This window comes from Streptococcus sanguinis SK49 (genome assembly GCF_000212815.1).
Taxonomy (GTDB): Bacteria; Bacillota; Bacilli; order Lactobacillales; family Streptococcaceae; genus Streptococcus; species Streptococcus sanguinis_C.
In genome coordinates this window covers 338384-357230 of record NZ_GL890986.1, presented here as the reverse complement: position 1 = coordinate 357230, position 18847 = coordinate 338384, and the positions used below count along the sequence as shown (strand labels likewise).

The window sequence follows — 18847 nt, the reverse complement described above, 5'->3', positions numbered from 1 at the left end:
AAAATAATGGTAAAAGCAATCACAGATGCAACATTTGAGCAAGAAACAAAAGATGGATTAGTGCTCATTGACTTTTGGGCCACTTGGTGCGGACCTTGTCGGATGCAGGGGCCAATCCTTGACAAGCTCTCAGAGGAAGTTTCCGAAGAGGAGCTCAAGATTGTCAAGATGGATGTGGATGAAAATCCAGCTACAGCACGCGACTTTGGCATCATGTCTATCCCGACCTTGCTCTTTAAAAAAGACGGTCAGGTCGTCAAGCAGCTAGCGGGTGTTCATACTGCCCAGCAGATTAAAGCCATTGTGGCGGAGTTGGGATAAAGTAAGATTACGGTTATATAGGCCTGTTTTAAAATGAGGCTGCTCTTGTTTTGGAGCGGTCTTTTTTATTTCGATTATAACAATAATGAGTCAATTTAAAATTTTTGTTTGAAAATGCATATTTTAAGGTATAATAGGTAGAGGTAAATTTTTTCCAACGGGTCGCGCTAGAGATCTAGGTTATTTAAAACACGATGGGAATGTGGTGATGATTATTATTGAGTTTTTAAAATATATTTTATTTATCTTTATGATTTTTACACCATTTGTTGCTCCAGCGGTTTTCTGTTTTTTTGTGGGGTGGATGATTCCTAGAGAGCAGATCACGCAAAAAAGAATCATACTAGTATTGGCTTTGTTGATTCCTGTTTTACTTTTAATTTCGTATTTTGCTCCTCAGATATTAGGCCTGGTTTTTTGGAGTCTGATCTGGTTCTTCATCGGGCTATTGCGAATGAAGAGTTATACTAAGTCACAGTACTGGACAAGATGGCTTATATTTATCGCTTGTTTTAGTGCCTATATTTTACTTTATCTCCGCTTTTTTGGGCCTCTTTATTTTTATTAAACTATTTAAAAATCAGCTTGAACGAAATTCAAGCTGATTTTGTTTATTCTTTACTCCCCCAACTCCTCGCTGTAAGCAATAATCTGATCAACTGTGTCAGACAAGAATTGGATGGTGTCGCGGAGTGGTTTGTCTGTCGAAATATCTGCTCCGATAATCATAGCAGACTCAAGCGGAGTCTTGCTGCCGCCAGATTTGAGTAGCTCCAGCCAGTCACGGGCACCATTCTCGTCATTTTTCAGATGTAGGTAGCCAGCGGTAGAGATGACCAATCCTGCGGAGTAAGTGTAGCTGTAAAGTCCCATATAATAGTGGGCTTGGCGCATCCAAGTCAGGGCAGCGTCGTCGTCAATCTCAACGGCATCGCCCCAAAATTCTGTCAAGACTTCTTTCATGATAGCGTTGAGTTTGCTTGCGCCGAAGGTTCCGCCTTCTTCAATCAAAGTATAGACCTTGCGTTGGAAGGCGGCTTCCAGCAAGTGAGTGATGAAGTTGTGGAAGTAGGTGTCTGTCAGACGGTGAGCCAGGGCAAAGCGTTTCTGACGAGGATTATCAAACTGGCGTTCCAGATAATCACTGAGCAGGAGTTCATTAAATGTAGACGGTGCTTCCACATAGTAGGTGGACATGTGGGCGTTGAAATAGCTTTGGTGATTGTCAGAGAAGATAAACTGACCAGAGTGGCCAATTTCGTGAATCAGAGTATAGACATCGCTCATGCGACCAGTCCAGCTCATGAGGACATAAGGGTGAACCCGATAAGGATCCGCAGCATAGCCTCCAGAATCCTTTCCAGCATTGGCCGCAAAGTCGACCCAGCGTTCTTCCTTATAGCGGGCAACTTCTTGACAATACTCTTGTCCGAGTGGCTCGACTGATTTCATGACGAGATCGTAAGCATCATCAATGCTGACTTCGGGATTGAGCTCGCTGTCCAAGTCCAGCTTCCAGTCGGCAAAGGTCATTTTTTCAAGTCCGTTTACCTTAGCGACATGCTTGAGGTATTTCTGAGCTACTGGGGCAAATTCGCTCATAATCAAGTCAATCTGCCGGTCAAACATAGAGCGATCAACTTCTTGCTCTGCTAGTAAGTAGTCAAAGACAGAGTCATATCCCTTCATGTCAGCCAGCAGTTTTTCAGACTTGACCTGAGCCAGATAGGCAGCTGCAGCAGTATTTTGATGCTGACGAAGGCCTTCAGAGAAAGAGCGGAAAGCTTTTTCGCGGATTTCTGCATTTTCATGATTTTGGTAGAAATTCTCATAGGTGACAAAGCTGTTTTTGTAAACTTTGCCGTCTACTTCAAAGTCAGCCATGGCAAAGTCGCCAGCCCGCATCTTGGTGTAAATATCCTGTGGGCTATAAAATACTTCGCCCAGATTAGTCAAGGCTTTTTCGACATCCGCTCCCAGATAGTGGGATTTTTTGATTTTGGCCTGGCGAATGGCTGATGTCAGATGGGGCTCTTGGCCTAATTTCTCTAAGACAGCTTCGTCTGCACCGACCAGGGCGTCGTCAAAGAAGCTGAGTGCGACATTGGCCTCGGTCTCAAACTCCATGGCTGCTTGGGCAATCTGCGCAAAGCTCTCGTCACCAAAGTCAGTGGTCTGTGGCATAAAACCGTAGTTACCGATGTGGCTGATTTGGATATAAATCTGCTCTAGTTCAGCAAATGCCCGCTCAAAATCTTCGAAAGTGCTGAGATTGCCTTGGTAATCACGGACGAATTTCTGGATGTCCTCTCTGGCCTTTTCGATGGCCCGCAAGAAGTCCTCCTGGTCTTGGTAAAGGGCCGTTAGGTCCCAGAGTTCATTTTCCGGAAATTCAGAACGATGTTTTTGTTCCATAGTCTACTCCTTTTGTCATATATAGAAATAGTATAGCAAAAAATCCCCCAAAATGTCTTTGGGGGAGAAGGATAAGTCAGTAATTTTTAGCTGTTTATCAGATCGAGGATAAAAGTCAATGTTTCTTTGCAGCAATCTTTTTAAAAAGCAGTAGATAAGACAAGAATACGAAGATAACCAGGCTTAATAGCAGGGTGAAGACGTTTTGAGTTCCTTTTGTCATATTGGGAGCTTGATTAGCGATGACGGCCGTTACTGCGGTACCTATTGCGCCCGCAAAGGTCTGGGCCAGCTGAAACAGCGCAGTCGTATCTGCAGTCTTTCCTTTATCAACTTGAGTCGTCGCTAGGGCTAGTGTGTTATTAAAGGCCATATTTCGTCCCAAGGTAAAGCAAATATAAATCGCAATAACAGCTGTTAAGGTGAGTTCTTTTGTGAAGATAAGGAGCAAGAATACAGCAAGGAAAAGAAGAGAATTTCCTGTAAAAAGGGTTGGTTTAGGACCATTTCTATCATAGAGCTTGCCAAAGAGAGGAGATAGGAAGGCTCCAAGCATGGTTCCTGGAAGTAATGCAAAGCCTGCCTGAGCGGTTGAAATGTCTTTTTCTATGACCAGGAAGTTGGGAATCAGAAAATTAGCCGATAGGTTGATAAACTGAAAAATGAAGAAGGGTAAAATAGCCAATAAGACCGTCGGTTGCTTTAAAATCCGAATATCTAGGAATGGATGATCGATTTTCAAGCTCCGATAGATAAAGCAGGCTAGTGGCACTATGCAGAGAACAAGATAGAGCCAATCGATATGTCCTTCTTCTAAGCTGGAAATGGCTACAATGGCAAAGACGAGTGAGCTTGCTAAGAGGAGAAATGAGAGAAGATCAAAGGCGCGTTTCCTAGACTTCTCTGAATTTCTTAGAAAGAAAAAGCCAAGAATAAAGGAAATGATTGGGACAGGAAGAATAAAGGTATAAATCATATGCCAGTCAAAACGACTAATCATAAAACCACCGTAAGTCGGCCCAATTGCTGGTGCTAGGCTAACCACCATCCCAGATAAGCCCATGTAGGTTCCGATTTTTTGCTTAGGAACACGCTCAACAATCAAGTTAAAGAGCAAAGGAATGGCTAATCCAGTAGCTCCTCCTTGTAGGATTCTCCCTACCATCAAGATGGGAAAGCTTGGAGCCAACATGTCAATCAGTGTGCCCAAGCAAAAGTTGGCCAAAGCGGTAAAGAGGATGGTTCGCTCTTTCCAATTGTGAGCTAAGGTCGCTCCTAAAGTAATCGTGATGGCCACTGCTAGTAAATACCCTGTCGTAATCCATTGCAGCGTTCCCAATCCTAAGCCAAAGACCTTACTTAGATGCGGGAAGGTTACATTCATACTGGTTTCAGATAAGATGCCTGCAAAGCAGACTAAGGCTGTCGCAAGGAGCGAGAAAAAATCTTTCTTTTCAACTGTTTGATGTTCTGGCACGATTGTCTCCTTTACATGTTTGAAATGAGTCACTGTATTTATTATAAAGCAAGAAGTTCTCTTTGAAAAGTGAATAATGGCTATACCGCCATCTTATTTGACGAATCGAAAGGGAAAAAACGAACTCTGACAGCCAACTATAATCAGCTATAGAAAAGAAAAATAGATTTTCAGTACTTTTCTAGAAAAAAGCCATTTCCAGCCTTTTTCTTTTGCCTGAAATTGTGGTAAAATAAGGTCTGTACGTGCTTGATACAAAGATGAGGATATAATAAGCTACTAAGAACATAAAATTAAAGTCACGGTGCTAACTGAACACCTCCTATGGGTTGCTTAAGGGATTAATATCTTGATCTTTGTAGCCAAGGCGTATGAAAAAATTTGAGCATGTGCTCGGCAAGGAGTCTTTATGACAAAACAAGTTTTTAAAACCGTTTTTGCAGGTCGTGATCTGGTAGTTGAAACCGGTCAGGTTGCAAAGCAGGCAAATGGCAGCGCCGTTGTTCGATATGGAGAAAGTACCGTTTTAACTGCGGCAACCATGTCCAAAAAGATGGCTACTGGTGACTTTTTCCCATTGCAGGTCAACTATGAGGAAAAAATGTATGCGGCTGGGAAATATCCTGGCGGCTTTAACAAGCGCGAAGGCCGTCCGTCAACAGATGCGACTTTGACAGCCCGTTTGATTGACCGTCCGATTCGCCCTATGTTTGCGGAAGGGTTCCGCAATGAAGTTCAGGTTATCAATACAGTTCTTTCTTATGACGAAGATGCTTCGCCTCAAATGGCCGCTATGTTTGGTAGCTCTCTGGCTCTTTCTATCTCAGATATTCCTTTTAACGGCCCTATCGCAGGAGTTCAAGTCGGCTATGTAGATGGTGAATTCATCATCAACCCTAGCAAGGAACAAAAAGAAGTTTCACTTTTGGAACTGACAGTGGCTGGTACCAAAGAGGCTATCAACATGGTAGAGTCTGGAGCCAAGGAACTTTCTGAAGATGTCATGCTGGAAGCTCTTCTCAAAGGGCACGAAGCGGTCAAAGAATTGATTGCCTTCCAAGAAGAAATCGTTGCAGCAGTCGGCAAGGAAAAAGCAGAAGTAGAATTGCTGCATGTTGATGAAGAGTTGCAGGCAGAGATTATCGTAGCCTATAATAGCGACTTGCAGAAGGCTGTTCAGGTAGAAGAAAAGCTGGCGCGTGAAGCCGCAACTCAGGCTGTCAAAGACCAAGTCACAGCAGTTTATGAAGAGAAATACGTGGACCACGAAGAATTCGACCGTATCATGCGTGATGTGGCTGAAATCTTGGAGCAAATGGAGCACGCAGAAGTGCGCCGTTTGATTACCGAAGATAAGGTCCGTCCTGACGGCCGTAAGGTTAATGAAATCCGTCCGCTAGATGCGGAAGTGGATTACCTGCCGCGCGTGCATGGTTCTGGTCTCTTTACTCGCGGGCAAACTCAAGCCTTGTCTGTCCTGACCTTAGCACCAATGGGCGAAACGCAAATCGTTGACGGCTTGGATCCGGAATACAAAAAACGCTTCATGCACCACTATAATTTCCCGCAATATTCTGTCGGTGAGACAGGTCGTTATGGGGCTCCTGGCCGTCGTGAAATCGGACACGGTGCTCTTGGGGAACGTGCCTTGGAGCAAGTCTTACCTAGCTTGGAAGAGTTTCCTTACGCTATCCGTCTGGTAGCAGAAGTCTTGGAATCAAACGGATCTTCCTCCCAAGCCTCTATCTGTGCGGGCACTTTGGCTCTGATGGCAGGTGGTGTGCCGATTAAGGCTCCGGTTGCTGGTATTGCCATGGGCTTGATTTCAGATGGTAGCAACTACACGGTTCTGACGGATATTCAAGGTTTGGAAGACCATTTTGGCGATATGGACTTTAAGGTAGCTGGTACTCGTGAAGGGATTACCGCCCTGCAGATGGATATCAAGATTGAAGGAATTACAGCTGAGATCTTAACAGAAGCTCTGGCTCAGGCTAAGAAAGCCCGCTTTGAAATTCTGGACTTGATTGAAGCAACGATTCCAGCTCCGCGTCCTGAGTTGGCTCCGACCGCTCCGAAAATCGACACCATCAAGATTGATGTGGACAAGATTAAGATTGTCATCGGTAAAGGTGGAGAAACCATCGATAAGATCATCGCTGAGACCGGTGTTAAGATTGACATTGATGAAGAAGGAAATGTGTCCATCTACTCTAGCGACCAAGACGCCATCAATCGTGCTAAGGAAATCATTGCTGGCTTGGTCCGCGAAGCAAAAGTGGATGAAGTTTACCATGCCAAGGTTGTTCGGATTGAGAAATTCGGCGCCTTTGTCAATCTCTTTGACAAGACGGATGCCCTCGTTCACATCTCAGAGCTGGCTTGGACTCGGACTAATAATGTCGAAGATGTCGTACAAATCGGTGATGAAGTGGATGTCAAGGTTATCAAGATTGATGCCAAAGGCCGAGTAGATGCTTCCATGAAAGTATTGCTGCCGCGTCCACCAAAGTCTGATAAGCCAAAGCATCACCATGACAAGGGACATCATCCGCACAAGGAGTACAAAGGTCACAAAGACCATCAAGAAAGCCCTAAAACAGAAGAATAAGAGGTCACTTATCCCTGTAGACCTCATCAGAAATCGGCAGAGGCGAGCCTAGTTCTCGTCTCTCCTTGTTTAGAGAAGGAAGGAGGCTAGTATGGGTTGGTGGAAGGAATCCATTGATATTGTAAAGGAAAATGACCCAGCGGCACGAACGTCGTTGGAAGTCTTGCTAACCTATCCAGGCATTAAAGCTTTGGCGGCCCACCGCCTCTCGCATTTTTTGTGGCGGCACGGCTTTAAGCTGCTGGCGCGCATGCACAGTCAATTCTGGCGTTTCTGGACCCAGATTGAGATTCATCCCGGTGCTCAGATTGAGTCAGGTGTCTTCATCGACCATGGCAGTGGCCTAGTGATTGGTGAAACGGCCATTGTGGAGAAGGGGGCTATGCTTTACCACGGTGTGACCCTAGGCGGGACGGGCAAGGATACAGGTAAACGCCATCCGACCGTCCGTCGGGGTGCCCTGGTCTCTGCCCATGCCCAAGTTATCGGACCAATTGAGATTGGCGAGAAGGCCAAGGTCGGAGCTGGTGCAGTTGTTGTAGCTGATGTTCCAAGTGATGTGACGGTGGTTGGCGTACCAGCCAAGATTGTCCGTGTTCACGGTGAGAAAGACGAGCCAACCATTCACGAGGTAGAGGAAAAACGGGAATACTATCTAGACAAGCTAGAGCATGCCCGTGAAGCCAGCCACCATTCATCAAGTCTATAGAAAAGGTTAGCAAAGTTATCTAAGTAAAATATGACGGGAGGAACCGACATGTCAGATTTATCAGATGCTATTTTAAAGCAGGTAGTCCTTGAACTGAAAGAAGGTTTGGACGGTCTTGCCAAGGAGCGCTTTACCAAACTACCGCCTAGCCACCAGCGCGAATGGGCTCGCTATATCAGTGAAGCCAAGAAAGATGAGACCAAGCTGCGCCGCATAGAAAAGATGAAGGCGGATTTGCTGAAGCCTTAAAGAAAGAGAACTTATGCTATTAGAGGAATTTGAAGATGTAGCAGCAGTGATTGAGCCAACTGAAAAGCCAGTCAATGACAAGGGTGAAGTGTGTGAAACCATCATCCTATCCTTTAACGGGGAAATTCTGAAACGTTTGATTGAGTCAGAAGAAGTCTATCAGGGAGGCTATTTGAAAAGCATAAACGGACAGCATCCATGGTATATTTATGGTCAAGGTCCTAGCAAACTAGCAGTTATGTTGGCTCCGATTGGGGCTCCTATGATAGTTGGTCAACTTGAGGAGTTGGCAGCCAGAGGCTTCAAGAATTTCATCATTCTAGGTTCCTGTGGCGTTTTGGATCGCTCAATCGAGGCGGATAAAATTATCCTTCCGGCGGCTGCTTTGCGAGATGAAGGAACTAGCTATCACTATGCCCCACCGGGTGACGAAATTTCCTATGATGAATCCCTGTTGATTAAGCTGGAAGCCATCTTTGACAAGCACAATATCGAGCATATCCGCACCAAGTCTTGGACGACTGATGCCTTTTATCGAGAAACGCCTGATAAGGTCAAGCGTCGCTTGGCTGCGGGAGCCAAAGTGGTGGACATGGAAGCTTCAGCTATCATGGCTTGGAGTCAATTTCGCAAGAGTAAAGTCTATCAGTTCTTCTACACAGCTGACTATGTGGATCATCATAACCGAACCTGGGATGCTCGCCATGAAGAGCGGACAGCTGATGCCATGACTTTTTTCACTATCGCTTTGACAATAGCAAAGGAACTAGAAAGGTAACTACAAGAATGGCAGTATATTTTTACGGCTGTATCACCATGGATGGCTACTTGGCAGACAGCCAGCACAGGATAGACTGGCTGCATCAGCTTGGTTCTGTAGAGGATACAGGCTATGATGACTTTTACAGGCAAATGGATATCACCATCATGGGCAAGCGGACCTTTGAGGAAATCCAAGATTTGCAAGATGTAGAAAGTTTTTATCAAGCTACGGAAAACTATGTCTTTACGCATGATAGGCACTTGCCTGTCAGCAATTACCAGCCAGTAGCTGGGGATGTGGTGGACTTTGTTCACCAGATTGACAAAGGCAAAAATGTCTTTGTGATTGGTGGTAATTCCTTGGTAGGACCGCTCTTGGATGCGGATCTTTTCGACCACCTCATTATTCAGATAGCGCCCCTTATCCTAGGAAAGGGGGTTCCCCTCTTTACCCAAGAGGAAGGGCAGCGCTTTTACCAACTGGATAGCCTCAGACAATTTGGCCCTTTTGCAGAGCTGGTTTTCAGCCGAAAAAGTCAGAAATAGAGAAGGGAGTGGACCGCATGATTAAAATTTACGACACTATGACCCGCAGCCTACGTGAATTTGTGCCCATTGAAGAGGGCAAGGTTCGCATGTATGTCTGCGGTCCGACGGTTTATAACTATATCCATGTCGGCAATGCCCGCTCAACAGTAGCTTTTGACACAGTTCGTCGCTATTTTGAGTATCGGGGATTTGAGGTCAATTATATTTCCAATTTTACAGATGTAGATGATAAGATTATCCATCGCGCCAAGGAAGAAGGCATCACACCAAAAGAAGTGGCGGACAAGTATATCGCAGCTTTTCGTGAGGATGTCTCAGCTCTGGGTGTGAAACCTGCGACTCGTCATCCGCGGGTGGTGGAGTTTATGGCTGACATCATCCGTTTTGTTGAGGACTTGGTTGACAAGGGCTACGCCTATGAGTCAGAGGGCGATGTCTACTTCCGCGTGGAAAAGTCTCGTGATTATGCCAAATTAGCCAACAAAACTTTGGCAGACTTGGAGTTGGGTGCTTCTGGTCGGACAGATGAGGAGACTGCTCGTAAGGAAAATCCAGTGGACTTTGCTCTCTGGAAGGCAGCTAAGCCAGGTGAGATTTCTTGGGACAGTCCTTGGGGAGCAGGTCGCCCAGGCTGGCACATTGAGTGTTCGGTTATGTCGACAGAGATTTTGGGTGATACCATTGATATCCATGGTGGTGGAGCTGACCTTGAGTTTCCTCACCATACCAATGAAATCGCCCAGTCAGAGGCCAAGACTGGTCAGACCTTTGCCAACTACTGGATGCATAATGGCTTTGTCAATATTGACGATGTTAAGATGTCTAAATCTCTAGGCAATTTTATCACTGTTCATGATGCCCTCAAGACCATTGATGGTCAGGTGCTGCGTTTCTTCTTTGCTACCCAGCATTATCGCAAGCCGATTAATTTCACAGAAAAAGCTGTTCATGATGCAGCGACCAATCTCAAGTATTTGAAGAATACCTATGAGCAGCCTTTCACTGGTCAGGCAGACTCTAATCAGCTGCAAGCCTTTCTGGATAAATTCACCGCTGCTATGGACGAAGATTTCAATGCAGCCAATGGTATCACGGTTGTCTTCGAGTTAGCCAAGTGGATCAATTCTGGCAACTACACTGCTGAAGTTAAGGAAGCATTTGCCAAGCTCTTAGAAGTTTTTGGTATTGTTTTTGTAGAAGAAGTCTTGGACGCAGACATTGAGCGCTTGATTGAGGAACGCCAAGCAGCGCGTGCTAATCGAGACTTTGCAACTGCAGACCGTATTCGGGATGAATTGGCCACTCAGGGCATCAAGCTTTTGGATACCAAGGACGGAGTGAGGTGGACCCGTGACTGATGTCAACCTGATTAACGGCATTGCTCTCGCCTTTGAGGGAGATGCTGTCTACTCCATGTATATAAGACGTCACCTGATTTTTCAGGGGCTCACTAAGCCCAATCAGCTGCATAGGGAAGCGACCAAGTACGTTTCTGCCAAGGCTCAGGCCAATCTTATCTCTCTCATGCTGGAAGAAGGGATCCTGACAGAAAAGGAAGAGGATATCTACAAACGTGGCCGCAATGCTAATAGTCACACCAAGGCCAAGAATGCAGATATTGTTACTTACCGTATGTCTACAGGATTTGAAGCAGTCATGGGCTACCTGCATATGACTGAATCTATTGAGCGACTGGAAGAACTGATTGACTGGTGTATTCGGAAAATAGAGGCTTCGTTCTGATTTTGAAAGGAACTAATTTATGAGTGATTTCTTACAATTTGACAATTTTAATTTCAAGTTGGCTATTATTCAGGAGTTAATGTATGAACAAAACGTGCTTGAGCCACGATTTAACGTTTATAGTTTTTGTGAATCTGAGAAATTATCTGTAGATCCAGAAGACTTTGATGAGACACCAATTCCTGAAGTAGAGGCTTATTTCGAACGGTTAGAAATACCTAAAGAGTATGCGCAGAATGTGGAAAGCCTCTTCTTTGATGGAGGTAATGATATCTATGCGCAATTAATCCCTTTATGGGATGGTGAAGATGATCAATTTGATTTGGAAAATGTGAGTGAAAAAGAGCTATCACAGTTTTCGAATTTAAAAACCATAGACGGAACAATCTTTCCATTTTCTAAAGAAGTACGTGATTTATTTGAATCCAAAGGAATTGATATCGAAGAGTAATATTTAGTAATAACGCTCTTATGTTTTATGAAAAAGCGATAGATAAACCTAAGATACAGTAAAATAATGTATCTAAATTGAATAAAGGAATCTTATGAAAAAATTTATATTGTTTGCAGTATGCTTATTTAGTCTGATGACACTTAGCGCCTGCATGTTTGTCCCTCTTTTCAGACGAAGTGGCAATACTTCGTCCTCATCTAGCTCTAGCTACTCTAGAAAACAGAGTTCATCTTCGAAAAAAGAATACTTTGATGACGACTATGACTATAGCTCATCTAGTTCGTCTTCTGCAATTGAAGATGATCCATATACTCTCTTTAATGATTTTGGTCAATCTTTGGATGCCCTTACTGATATGCAAGATATTGATAAGTGGGAAGAATTTAAATCAATCAATCTCATTTATTTTGAAGAGGAGTCTGATCGGGTTGCTACTAAAAAGGATGAAGTACGTGCTAAGTTGGGTCAGCCAACTTCAGAGCTCAGTAGTGGAGGTGACCTGTGGAAGTCGGATAATTATACTATCCTTATTGCTTATGATGAAAATTCTGTTGTCATGAATAAGCTGATTACATTCACTTCTTCTAAGCAGGTGGAAAGTTTAAGCGGTATTTCTAAAGGAATGTCAGCCCAAGATGTTGTCAAAAAACTAGGTAAACCACGTGGACTGGATGTGACAGGTATGTTTACTCGCTTCGTTTGGGCGGACGAGGATGATAAGGACTATTACGTCTATTTTAAGGGAAACAAGGTTTATGATATTAAGGAACCTAATTAAAAAGACATCAGCTATATAGCCGATGTCATGAAATGAAAACTTGTTGTTTTAATGCGGAGATAAAGATGGTTAAAAGTCTTTATCTCTTTTTTGATGTTAGTACTTTATTTGCCAAACAAAACAGCTAGTCTTCTTTATAATTTTCGTAAAATTCCACCTTAATTCTAATAAAGGTTTCCAAATCTCGCAGGAGCTGCAGAAGTATGGCACGGGTTTCAAATTCCTGGCGGGTCTTAGGGAGCGGCCGCTCGCGAAATACGGTTAAATAGTTGTCAATCTCGTCCAGAAGGTCTCGGGCGGGATTTTCTTGGCTCAGTTGCTTAGCGGTCTGGGAGAAGAGGCGGGCTAAAATCAAGCTTTCACTGGCTGCTAGATGGCAGTTGTTGATATTGCCGGCCATGTCTTGTAGGATACGGTTTTGAGCCTGCCGCATTTCAAAGTAGTGGATATGGTAGTTGGTCTGGTGAAAGAGGTGGTTGGAGTGATCCAGATAGACCAGCTGCAAGGCCTGCTGCAGAATCTTATCCAGCTCCTTGATCAGAGCTGCATCATTTCGGCCGTCTCCAGATTTTAAGAAATATTCAAAGCGTAGCAAAATCTTTTTCAGCTGTTCCTCTACCCGCTCGTGGTAGCTGTCAATCTCTTGCTGGCGCGAGGGCATATAGAGATTGGCAAGGAGTGCAAAACCAGTTCCAATGAGAAATAGAGCTAGCTCATTTCCAAGGAGTGACCAGGAGGTGGATTTTTCTAAGAGCAGATGGGTGACCAGGACGGTGCTGGGGGTAATACCAATTTCCCAGCCAAGTCGAAAGGCCAGAGGCACATAGATTGCGATATAGATGGCCAATGTTCCGAGATGAAAACCTAGAAAGTGAAAAGCCAGGCTTCCGATAGCCAGAGCCAGCAGGGTAGATAAAAAGCGATTACCAGCTAGCTTAGCAGTGCTGCGGCGGGTATCAGTCACGCTGAGGATGGCAATAATTCCGGCTGAAGTTGAGTAGGCCAGACCTAAAAAGTCAGCCAGCCAAGCAGCGAGACAGGTAGCTAATACTAGCTTGATGGTGCGTTGGAGGAGAGACATGAGTAAGGGTTTCCTTTTTTAGACTTCTTTCTATTATAGCATGACTGGTAGGGAATTTTGGAAGCTGCTGATTGCTTTTTATCAGAGCAGAATTCTGTCTCGCCTGAGTAAATCCTGCCGCCATTTGTTCGCCTTTGTGTTATACTAGTCCTATGGAAAAAAACGATATTGTCTACGGTGTGCATGCGGTGACAGAGGCTCTCGCGGCTAACACTGGAAATAAACTCTACATTCAAGACGACCTGCGTGGTAAAAAGGTCGACAAAATCAAAGATTTAGCAGCGGAAAAGAAGGTTTCCATCTCATGGACGCCTAAGAAGACCCTGCAGGAAATGACTGACGGGGCTGTTCACCAGGGCTTTGTTCTGCGAGTGGCCGAGTTTGCCTATACTGACTTCGAGGCTCTGTTGAAAAAAGCAGAGCAGGAAGACAATCCTCTCTTGCTGATTTTGGATGGTCTGACTGATCCGCATAATCTAGGCTCTATCTTGCGGACGGCTGACGCGACCAATGTGACTGGAGTCATCATTCCCAAGCACAGGGCAGTCGGTGTGACACCAGTCGTAGCCAAGACCTCAACGGGTGCCATTGAGCATATTCCCATTGCCCGTGTGACCAATCTCAGCCAGACTCTGGATAAGCTCAAGGAAGCTGGTTTCTGGATTTTCGGGACGGATATGCAGGGGACACCTTCTCATAAGTGGAATACAGCAGGCAAGCTGGCCCTCATCATCGGTAACGAAGGTAAGGGAATTTCCAGCAATATCAAAAAGCAGGTGGACGAGATGATTTCCATTCCCATGAATGGGCATGTCCAGAGCCTCAATGCCAGTGTCGCAGCGGCAATTCTCATGTATGAAGTCTTTCGCAATCGCCTATGAAAAGAAAAATCTTACTGGTGGACGGCTACAATATGACGGCCTTTTGGCGGGAGACTCGTCCTTACTTTAACCGCGGAGAACTAGATGCCGCGCGAACGATTCTGCTCCAGAAGCTCAGCAATTATGCCAGCTTTGAAGGACTGGAAGTTATCTGCGTCTTTGATGCCCAGTATATGCCGGGAGTTCGGCAGACCTATGAGGAGTTTAATGTAACGGTCGTTTTCACCGAGGAGGAGGAAACGGCAGATGACTATATCGAGCGCTTGGCAGCTGAGCTCAATACACCCAAAAATCAGGTGTCGGTTGCGACCAGCGATCTCAATGAGCAGTGGACTGTCTTTGCCCAAGGAGCTTTGAGAGTGTCCGCTAGAGAGCTAGAGAAGCGAGTAGCTGTTACCAAATCAGACCTCAATAAGCTGAGCGGACAAATCAACCTGCAAAGACCGCCCTTGCGACCGATGGACAGCCAATCTTTGCGAGATTTACAAAAAATGATGGAGAAAAAAGATGACCTTTAAAATTTTAACCGATTCAACAGCAGACTTGCCAGAAAACTGGACCCAGGAAAATGATGTGCAGGTCCTAGGCCTGACCATTCAGCTGGATGGTCAAACTTATGAGACAGTTGGCGCTGGTAAGCTGACCAGCCAAGAACTTCTGGATAAGATGGAGTCCGGCAGCAAGCCGACTACCAGCCAGATTAATGTCGGCCAGTTTGAAGATGTCTTTCGCAGCTATGCCAAGGAAGGGACACCAGTTCTCTATGTAGCCTTTGCTTCGGCCCTATCGGGTACTTATCAGAGTGCAGTCATGGCACGGGAGATAGTCTTGGAAGATTTTCCAGATGCGCTGATTCGCATCATTGATACCAAGGCGGCTTCCATGGGTGAAGGACTTTTAGTCATGAAGGCAGCAGAGACTAGAGCGGCAGGCCAGACCTTGGAGCAGACTGCGGACTTGATTGAGAGCTTGGTGCCTAAGGTCAAGACCTATTTTCTGGTTGATGACCTCAATCACCTCATGCGGGGCGGTCGGATTTCCAAAACTGCTGCGCTTATGGGGAGCTTGGTCAATATCAAGCCGATTATCGCTGTCAAGGGAGATGGAACTCTGGACTCGGTCGCTAAGGTTCGCGGAAAGAAGAAGGCTCAGGCCGAAGTGGTCCGCATGACTCTGGAGGGAGTTGCTGACCCGCGGGTGGTCATCGCCTATGCAGGTGCCGAAGAGATTGCTGAGAGTTTAAAAGCCCAGCTGCTGGAAAGCGACCAAGTGGAGGAAGTTCTCCTCATGCCTCTGGGACCTGTCATTTCTACCCATACTGGTCCTGGAACTTTGGGACTCTTTAGTATTGCCCAAGACATTCAAGATTAAGAAAGAATGAAATCGCTATTTCATAAATAATTGCTTCAAATCTATTGCTTTTGCCTACTATTTTTGATATGATAGTAGGCGGTATTGTTTACCCCATTTGTAAGGCCCCGGAACCTTTCAAATAACTCGCGGACCGGAACATCCGCCCTGTAAACAAAAACGATATTCATAGGAGAAATCATGAACAAAACAACATACATGGCTAAGCCAGGTGAAGTTGAACGCAAATGGTATGTAGTGGACGCTACTGATGTCCCTCTTGGACGCCTTTCTGCTGTTGTAGCAAGCGTACTTCGCGGAAAAAACAAACCAACCTTTACACCACACACTGATACTGGTGACTTCGTAATCGTTATCAACGCTGAAAAAGTAAAATTGACTGGTAAAAAAGCGACTGATAAGATCTACTACACTCACTCAATGTACCCAGGTGGATTGAAACAAATCTCAGCAGGTGAGCTTCGCTCTAAGAATGCTGTTCGTTTGATCGAAAAATCAGTTAAAGGTATGCTTCCGCACAATACTCTTGGCCGCGCTCAAGGTATGAAGCTGAAAGTATTTGTAGGCGCTGAGCACACTCACGCTGCACAACAACCAGAAGTTCTTGATATTTCAGGACTTATCTAAGGAAAGGAACAAATAAGCTATGTCACAAGCACAATATGCAGGTACTGGACGTCGTAAAAACGCTGTTGCACGCGTTCGCCTTGTTCCAGGAACTGGTAAAATCACTGTAAACAAAAAAGATGTTGAAGAGTACATCCCACACGCTGACCTTCGCTTGGTTATCAACCAACCATTCGCAGTTACTTCAACTGTTGGTCAATACGACGTTTTTGTAAACGTTGATGGTGGTGGCTACGCTGGTCAATCAGGAGCTATCCGTCACGGTATCGCTCGTGCCCTTCTTCAAGTAGACCCAGACTTCCGCGATTCATTGAAACGCGCAGGCCTTCTTACTCGTGATGCTCGTATGGTAGAACGTAAGAAACCAGGTCTTAAGAAAGCTCGTAAAGCATCACAATTCTCAAAACGTTAATCAATCCGATACTATCAACCTTTACAGACATTCAAGAATTTTCTCTTGGATGTCTTTTTTGATGTAAAAAGGAATTTAACCTAAAAATACCCCAAGATTCAAAATCTTGGGGTATTATCTTTTTTTAGATAATTGTTCTTTAAAAAGTTTTGTCATTTGTTTTTGTCCGGCAGGAGTACCTAGTGCTTCTTTGCTTATTTCTCCTTTAAATATTTGTTCCATTAAAAATAGGTAAGCCTCGCCCAAAGCTGTTGTAATTAATCCGGCAGTAGTTCCGGAAATAGTTCCGCCAACTGCCGTTCCTACTCCGGGAATAAATTTGAGGATATTAGAAACAATTGTTTTTCCAAGGAATGTTGCTCCCCCAGATCCTAAAGTTGAGGATACAAAGGCGGTTAGAAAGGTTTTATTGATATCAAGCCCAAAAATTACAGTAATGCCAGTAATCATGCTTATCTGAGTCGGCACAAGCATGAAGGCATCTGCAAATGGAACTGGTGCGAAACCTTCACCAAAACTTGCTGCTACTGCAGTTGCAATGACTGCCCTAGCATGTTTTTTTTTAGATTCCAGAGATACTTTTTGGATATTTTGCAGTGTATCCTGTAGTTCAGTTGGCAAGACTTCAGACATTACATCAATCAAAGTATCTAATCCAAAAGCTTTAGCGACATATTCCTCATCAAAATCCATATCCTGAGCTAAAATTGGCACAACTTTACAGACATCTAAGTTCTCCTGCTCAACATGAGCTTTCATTTCTAGTGCTTTCTTCTTAGGTACAGATTGAGTAAGGACAACGATGATTGGGACCTTAGACTGTTTATTTTTCTCGGAAAACTCTCTGAGCCATTCCACTTCCGAGCTATCAAAGGTACGGTTGGAACCGACATTAATACAATACCAAATGCAGTGAATGACCTCATTGATATCATTAGAAGAGTAACCGTTGTTAATTAGTTTAATGACTTCATCTTTGACACTCTCCTGTTGGGTATATGACAATTCAAAGCCGGGTGTATCATAGATAGCCAAAGGATATCCATTTTTTTCAATTTTGCGAATTTCCTGAGTTACTGGTCGGCCTAGTCCAGTATCGGCAAAATTACCTCTAAACAAACTGTTGATTAGTGTGCTTTTACCGACGCCTGATTTCCCAATTACGATGATGTTTAATCTTTTTAAATTGTGAATTCTATCGTTAATAGCATTGAGACATTGTTGCGCAATATTGTCAGTATTAATTTGCATGTTCTTCTACCTTTTTATATTCAGATTTTTTAACCAATTTGTCTTTACAATCAAAATTTATTTTTCGACGATTAGTTATTTTTACTTGCTTTTTATACAAATAATTTGTAGTTTTTTTCAAAACTTTAGGCAGAATCACTGTAGAAGCTAAAATTAAAGCTCCGCTTCCTAGGATATATTTTACTTTAGAAGAATTTCTTTTTTATTACCTTTTGTCTTTGACATAATATTTCTCACTAATATGATTTTTAAAATAATTATATCATATAAGAAATTAAAAGAGTCAATTTAATGATTTTGTTTATCTCTTTGTTTTAAAGCTTTTAGAACAAGTTCTTCGATAGAAATTGAAGTAATGTTAGCAGAGTAATATTAGTTGTAATGAAGAGGGGACAAAGATATTGAAGATAGAAAAGTAGTTATGTGGCTTTCAGCCTCTCTCGCTCTCCAAGGTACAAGAAAAATAAACCACCTGTCTTGCGTATGTGCTCCCTAGATGGGGGCTATGATTTGTAAAATAAGTCTAAGAAAATAGCATGCTAAGATTTAGTAATTTATAGATTTTTAAAAATTTATATAGTACACTAGATGTGTAATATTGAGTTTTGAGTGACTGAAAAATTAGTATGGATGTTACCAGTTGTTTTAGAGAAATTAGTGTGATATCAAAAAATTTAAGGGGACGTTATGACTAAACAAACGAAAATCATAATTGCGACAGTTGTTTCAATAGTAGCACTAGTAAGTATAGGAGGATGCGCTATGAATCAAAAAGGAAGTAATAAAGGAGATCAGAAAGTTGCTTCTTCAAAAAAGGCTATCAAAGATGATAAAGAAGCCATCAAACAAAAAGAACTCACCTATCTCAAAGAACATGAGCAAGAAATTATAGATTTGGTAAAAGCTCAAAGTCCAAAAGTCGAATCCGTTCAGATTGATTGGGATGGTGTTAGATGGAGTGAAGCGAGTAATGGTACTCCTCAAGGTGGGGGAAAAATGCTGCAAATTTATGGAAGTTTCAATAATACTGAAAGTTCAAGTTGGGGAATATTAATTCCAATAAATGATGATGGGACATTAAATATGGATGAGATGTTCCTTAGTAATCAATTAAGAATAAGAGGTAATCTTTTTTCCTAATTGAAATTTAGATCTT

21 protein-coding genes and 1 pseudogene are annotated in these 18847 nt (G+C 43.7%); 17 read left to right on the top strand and 5 right to left on the bottom strand.

What is annotated here, in order from left to right:
* Nucleotides 1–6 precede the first annotated feature (6 nt).
* Nucleotides 7–321, top strand: coding sequence for a thioredoxin (gene trxA / locus HMPREF9380_RS01585; RefSeq protein WP_004193418.1), 315 nt, complete (start codon nucleotides 7–9; stop codon nucleotides 319–321).
* Nucleotides 322–529: 208 nt separating this feature from the next.
* Nucleotides 530–889 carry a hypothetical protein gene (locus HMPREF9380_RS12065; protein ID WP_004193416.1) on the top strand — a complete coding sequence of 120 codons (360 nt, stop codon included), beginning with the start codon at nucleotides 530–532 and terminating at the stop codon, nucleotides 887–889.
* 50 nt (nucleotides 890–939) lie between these two features.
* Here HMPREF9380_RS12065 and pepF read toward each other — a convergent pair whose 3' ends face one another.
* Both pepF and HMPREF9380_RS01600 read right to left on the bottom strand, forming a co-directional pair.
* Nucleotides 940–2736, bottom strand: coding sequence for an oligoendopeptidase F (gene pepF, locus HMPREF9380_RS01595; protein ID WP_004193414.1), 1797 nt, complete (start codon nucleotides 2734–2736; stop codon nucleotides 940–942).
* A 115-nt stretch (nucleotides 2737–2851) separates the two neighbouring features.
* A complete protein-coding gene (locus HMPREF9380_RS01600; protein WP_032907704.1) occupies nucleotides 2852–4213 on the bottom strand; it encodes an MFS transporter in 1362 nt (453 codons plus the stop codon).
* A gap of 409 nt (nucleotides 4214–4622) precedes the next feature.
* On the opposite strand from HMPREF9380_RS01600, the gene pnp reads away from it, so the two are divergent.
* From pnp to HMPREF9380_RS12175, 9 genes are all read left to right on the top strand, one after another.
* Nucleotides 4623–6824, top strand: a complete 2202-nt coding sequence (gene pnp, locus HMPREF9380_RS01605) for a polyribonucleotide nucleotidyltransferase (RefSeq protein WP_004193410.1) — start codon at nucleotides 4623–4625, stop codon at nucleotides 6822–6824.
* A gap of 91 nt (nucleotides 6825–6915) precedes the next feature.
* Nucleotides 6916–7533, top strand: a complete 618-nt coding sequence (gene cysE / locus HMPREF9380_RS01610; RefSeq protein ID WP_002899011.1) for a serine O-acetyltransferase — start codon at nucleotides 6916–6918, stop codon at nucleotides 7531–7533.
* A gap of 30 nt (nucleotides 7534–7563) precedes the next feature.
* A complete protein-coding gene (locus HMPREF9380_RS01615) occupies nucleotides 7564–7782 on the top strand; it encodes a YdeI/OmpD-associated family protein (protein ID WP_002922398.1) in 219 nt (72 codons plus the stop codon).
* A gap of 13 nt (nucleotides 7783–7795) precedes the next feature.
* Nucleotides 7796–8560 (top strand): nucleoside phosphorylase, encoded by a 765-nt coding sequence (locus tag HMPREF9380_RS01620; RefSeq protein WP_004193407.1) that lies wholly within the window; start codon nucleotides 7796–7798, stop codon nucleotides 8558–8560.
* A gap of 8 nt (nucleotides 8561–8568) precedes the next feature.
* Complete coding sequence (locus tag HMPREF9380_RS01625) at nucleotides 8569–9090, top strand: dihydrofolate reductase family protein (RefSeq protein WP_000301974.1); 522 nt, start codon at nucleotides 8569–8571, stop codon at nucleotides 9088–9090.
* 17 nt (nucleotides 9091–9107) lie between these two features.
* On the top strand, nucleotides 9108–10451 hold the full coding sequence (gene cysS, locus HMPREF9380_RS01630) for a cysteine--tRNA ligase (RefSeq protein ID WP_004193405.1): 1344 nt from the start codon (nucleotides 9108–9110) through the stop codon (nucleotides 10449–10451).
* A complete protein-coding gene (locus tag HMPREF9380_RS01635; protein WP_004193404.1) occupies nucleotides 10444–10836 on the top strand; it encodes a Mini-ribonuclease 3 in 393 nt (130 codons plus the stop codon). Before cysS ends, HMPREF9380_RS01635 begins: the two co-directional genes overlap by 8 nt.
* Nucleotides 10837–10855: 19 nt before the next feature.
* Entirely contained in the window at nucleotides 10856–11287 is a 432-nt protein-coding gene (locus tag HMPREF9380_RS01640) for a DUF6892 domain-containing protein (protein ID WP_004193402.1), read from the top strand.
* Between the two features lie 358 nt (nucleotides 11288–11645).
* Entirely contained in the window at nucleotides 11646–12068 is a 423-nt protein-coding gene (locus HMPREF9380_RS12175) for a hypothetical protein (protein ID WP_002893775.1), read from the top strand.
* Nucleotides 12069–12192: 124 nt separating this feature from the next.
* On the opposite strand, the gene HMPREF9380_RS01645 is transcribed toward HMPREF9380_RS12175, so the two are convergent.
* Nucleotides 12193–13149: an aromatic acid exporter family protein gene (locus HMPREF9380_RS01645; RefSeq protein WP_004193398.1), complete on the bottom strand. Its 957-nt coding sequence runs from the start codon at nucleotides 13147–13149 to the stop codon at nucleotides 12193–12195.
* Nucleotides 13150–13301: 152 nt separating this feature from the next.
* Here HMPREF9380_RS01645 and rlmB point away from each other — a divergent pair, with 152 nt between their 5' ends.
* From rlmB to rpsI, 5 genes are all read left to right on the top strand, one after another.
* Nucleotides 13302–14030, top strand: coding sequence for a 23S rRNA (guanosine(2251)-2'-O)-methyltransferase RlmB (gene rlmB / locus HMPREF9380_RS01650; protein WP_004193397.1), 729 nt, complete (start codon nucleotides 13302–13304; stop codon nucleotides 14028–14030).
* The gene (locus HMPREF9380_RS01655; protein ID WP_002902298.1) at nucleotides 14027–14548 is read left to right on the top strand and encodes an NYN domain-containing protein; all 522 of its coding nucleotides are present in this window, start codon (nucleotides 14027–14029) and stop codon (nucleotides 14546–14548) included. Before rlmB ends, HMPREF9380_RS01655 begins: the two co-directional genes overlap by 4 nt.
* Entirely contained in the window at nucleotides 14538–15401 is an 864-nt protein-coding gene (locus HMPREF9380_RS01660; protein ID WP_004193395.1) for a DegV family protein, read from the top strand. Before HMPREF9380_RS01655 ends, HMPREF9380_RS01660 begins: the two co-directional genes overlap by 11 nt.
* A gap of 180 nt (nucleotides 15402–15581) precedes the next feature.
* Nucleotides 15582–16028 (top strand): 50S ribosomal protein L13, encoded by a 447-nt coding sequence (rplM, locus tag HMPREF9380_RS01665; protein WP_002893769.1) that lies wholly within the window; start codon nucleotides 15582–15584, stop codon nucleotides 16026–16028.
* A 19-nt stretch (nucleotides 16029–16047) separates the two neighbouring features.
* Nucleotides 16048–16440 (top strand): 30S ribosomal protein S9, encoded by a 393-nt coding sequence (rpsI, locus tag HMPREF9380_RS01670; RefSeq protein WP_002902303.1) that lies wholly within the window; start codon nucleotides 16048–16050, stop codon nucleotides 16438–16440.
* Between the two features lie 114 nt (nucleotides 16441–16554).
* On the opposite strand, the gene HMPREF9380_RS01675 is transcribed toward rpsI, so the two are convergent.
* Nucleotides 16555–17691 carry a YcjF family protein gene (locus tag HMPREF9380_RS01675; protein WP_004193390.1) on the bottom strand — a complete coding sequence of 379 codons (1137 nt, stop codon included), beginning with the start codon at nucleotides 17689–17691 and terminating at the stop codon, nucleotides 16555–16557.
* Nucleotides 17681–17916: pseudogene (locus HMPREF9380_RS12170) on the bottom strand (hypothetical protein). The gene HMPREF9380_RS01675 and the pseudogene HMPREF9380_RS12170 overlap by 11 nt, the downstream one beginning before the upstream one ends.
* Nucleotides 17917–18378: 462 nt before the next feature.
* Here HMPREF9380_RS12170 and HMPREF9380_RS01680 point away from each other — a divergent pair.
* On the top strand, nucleotides 18379–18831 hold the full coding sequence (locus HMPREF9380_RS01680) for a hypothetical protein (protein WP_004193386.1): 453 nt from the start codon (nucleotides 18379–18381) through the stop codon (nucleotides 18829–18831).
* Nucleotides 18832–18847: the final 16 nt, after the last annotated feature.

Excerpts from the sequence above, each read along its gene's own strand:
- trxA (WP_004193418.1), top strand. The coding sequence starts at position 7 with ATGGTAAAAGCAATCACAGATGCAACATTTGAGCAAGAAACAAAAGAT.
- HMPREF9380_RS01645 (WP_004193398.1), bottom strand. The coding sequence starts at position 13,149 with ATGTCTCTCCTCCAACGCACCATCAAGCTAGTATTAGCTACCTGTCTC.
- HMPREF9380_RS01615 (WP_002922398.1), top strand. The coding sequence starts at position 7,564 with ATGACGGGAGGAACCGACATGTCAGATTTATCAGATGCTATTTTAAAG.
- HMPREF9380_RS01660 (WP_004193395.1), top strand. The coding sequence starts at position 14,538 with ATGACCTTTAAAATTTTAACCGATTCAACAGCAGACTTGCCAGAAAAC.
- HMPREF9380_RS12175 (WP_002893775.1), top strand. The coding sequence starts at position 11,646 with ATGCAAGATATTGATAAGTGGGAAGAATTTAAATCAATCAATCTCATT.
- rplM (WP_002893769.1), top strand. The coding sequence starts at position 15,582 with ATGAACAAAACAACATACATGGCTAAGCCAGGTGAAGTTGAACGCAAA.
- pepF (WP_004193414.1), bottom strand. The coding sequence starts at position 2,736 with ATGGAACAAAAACATCGTTCTGAATTTCCGGAAAATGAACTCTGGGAC.
- HMPREF9380_RS01675 (WP_004193390.1), bottom strand. The coding sequence starts at position 17,691 with ATGCAAATTAATACTGACAATATTGCGCAACAATGTCTCAATGCTATT.
- cysS (WP_004193405.1), top strand. The coding sequence starts at position 9,108 with ATGATTAAAATTTACGACACTATGACCCGCAGCCTACGTGAATTTGTG.
- HMPREF9380_RS01620 (WP_004193407.1), top strand. The coding sequence starts at position 7,796 with ATGCTATTAGAGGAATTTGAAGATGTAGCAGCAGTGATTGAGCCAACT.
- HMPREF9380_RS01625 (WP_000301974.1), top strand. The coding sequence starts at position 8,569 with ATGGCAGTATATTTTTACGGCTGTATCACCATGGATGGCTACTTGGCA.
- pnp (WP_004193410.1), top strand. The coding sequence starts at position 4,623 with ATGACAAAACAAGTTTTTAAAACCGTTTTTGCAGGTCGTGATCTGGTA.
- HMPREF9380_RS12065 (WP_004193416.1), top strand. The coding sequence starts at position 530 with ATGATTATTATTGAGTTTTTAAAATATATTTTATTTATCTTTATGATT.
- HMPREF9380_RS01640 (WP_004193402.1), top strand. The coding sequence starts at position 10,856 with ATGAGTGATTTCTTACAATTTGACAATTTTAATTTCAAGTTGGCTATT.
- cysE (WP_002899011.1), top strand. The coding sequence starts at position 6,916 with ATGGGTTGGTGGAAGGAATCCATTGATATTGTAAAGGAAAATGACCCA.
- rlmB (WP_004193397.1), top strand. The coding sequence starts at position 13,302 with ATGGAAAAAAACGATATTGTCTACGGTGTGCATGCGGTGACAGAGGCT.
- rpsI (WP_002902303.1), top strand. The coding sequence starts at position 16,048 with ATGTCACAAGCACAATATGCAGGTACTGGACGTCGTAAAAACGCTGTT.
- HMPREF9380_RS01655 (WP_002902298.1), top strand. The coding sequence starts at position 14,027 with ATGAAAAGAAAAATCTTACTGGTGGACGGCTACAATATGACGGCCTTT.
- HMPREF9380_RS01680 (WP_004193386.1), top strand. The coding sequence starts at position 18,379 with ATGACTAAACAAACGAAAATCATAATTGCGACAGTTGTTTCAATAGTA.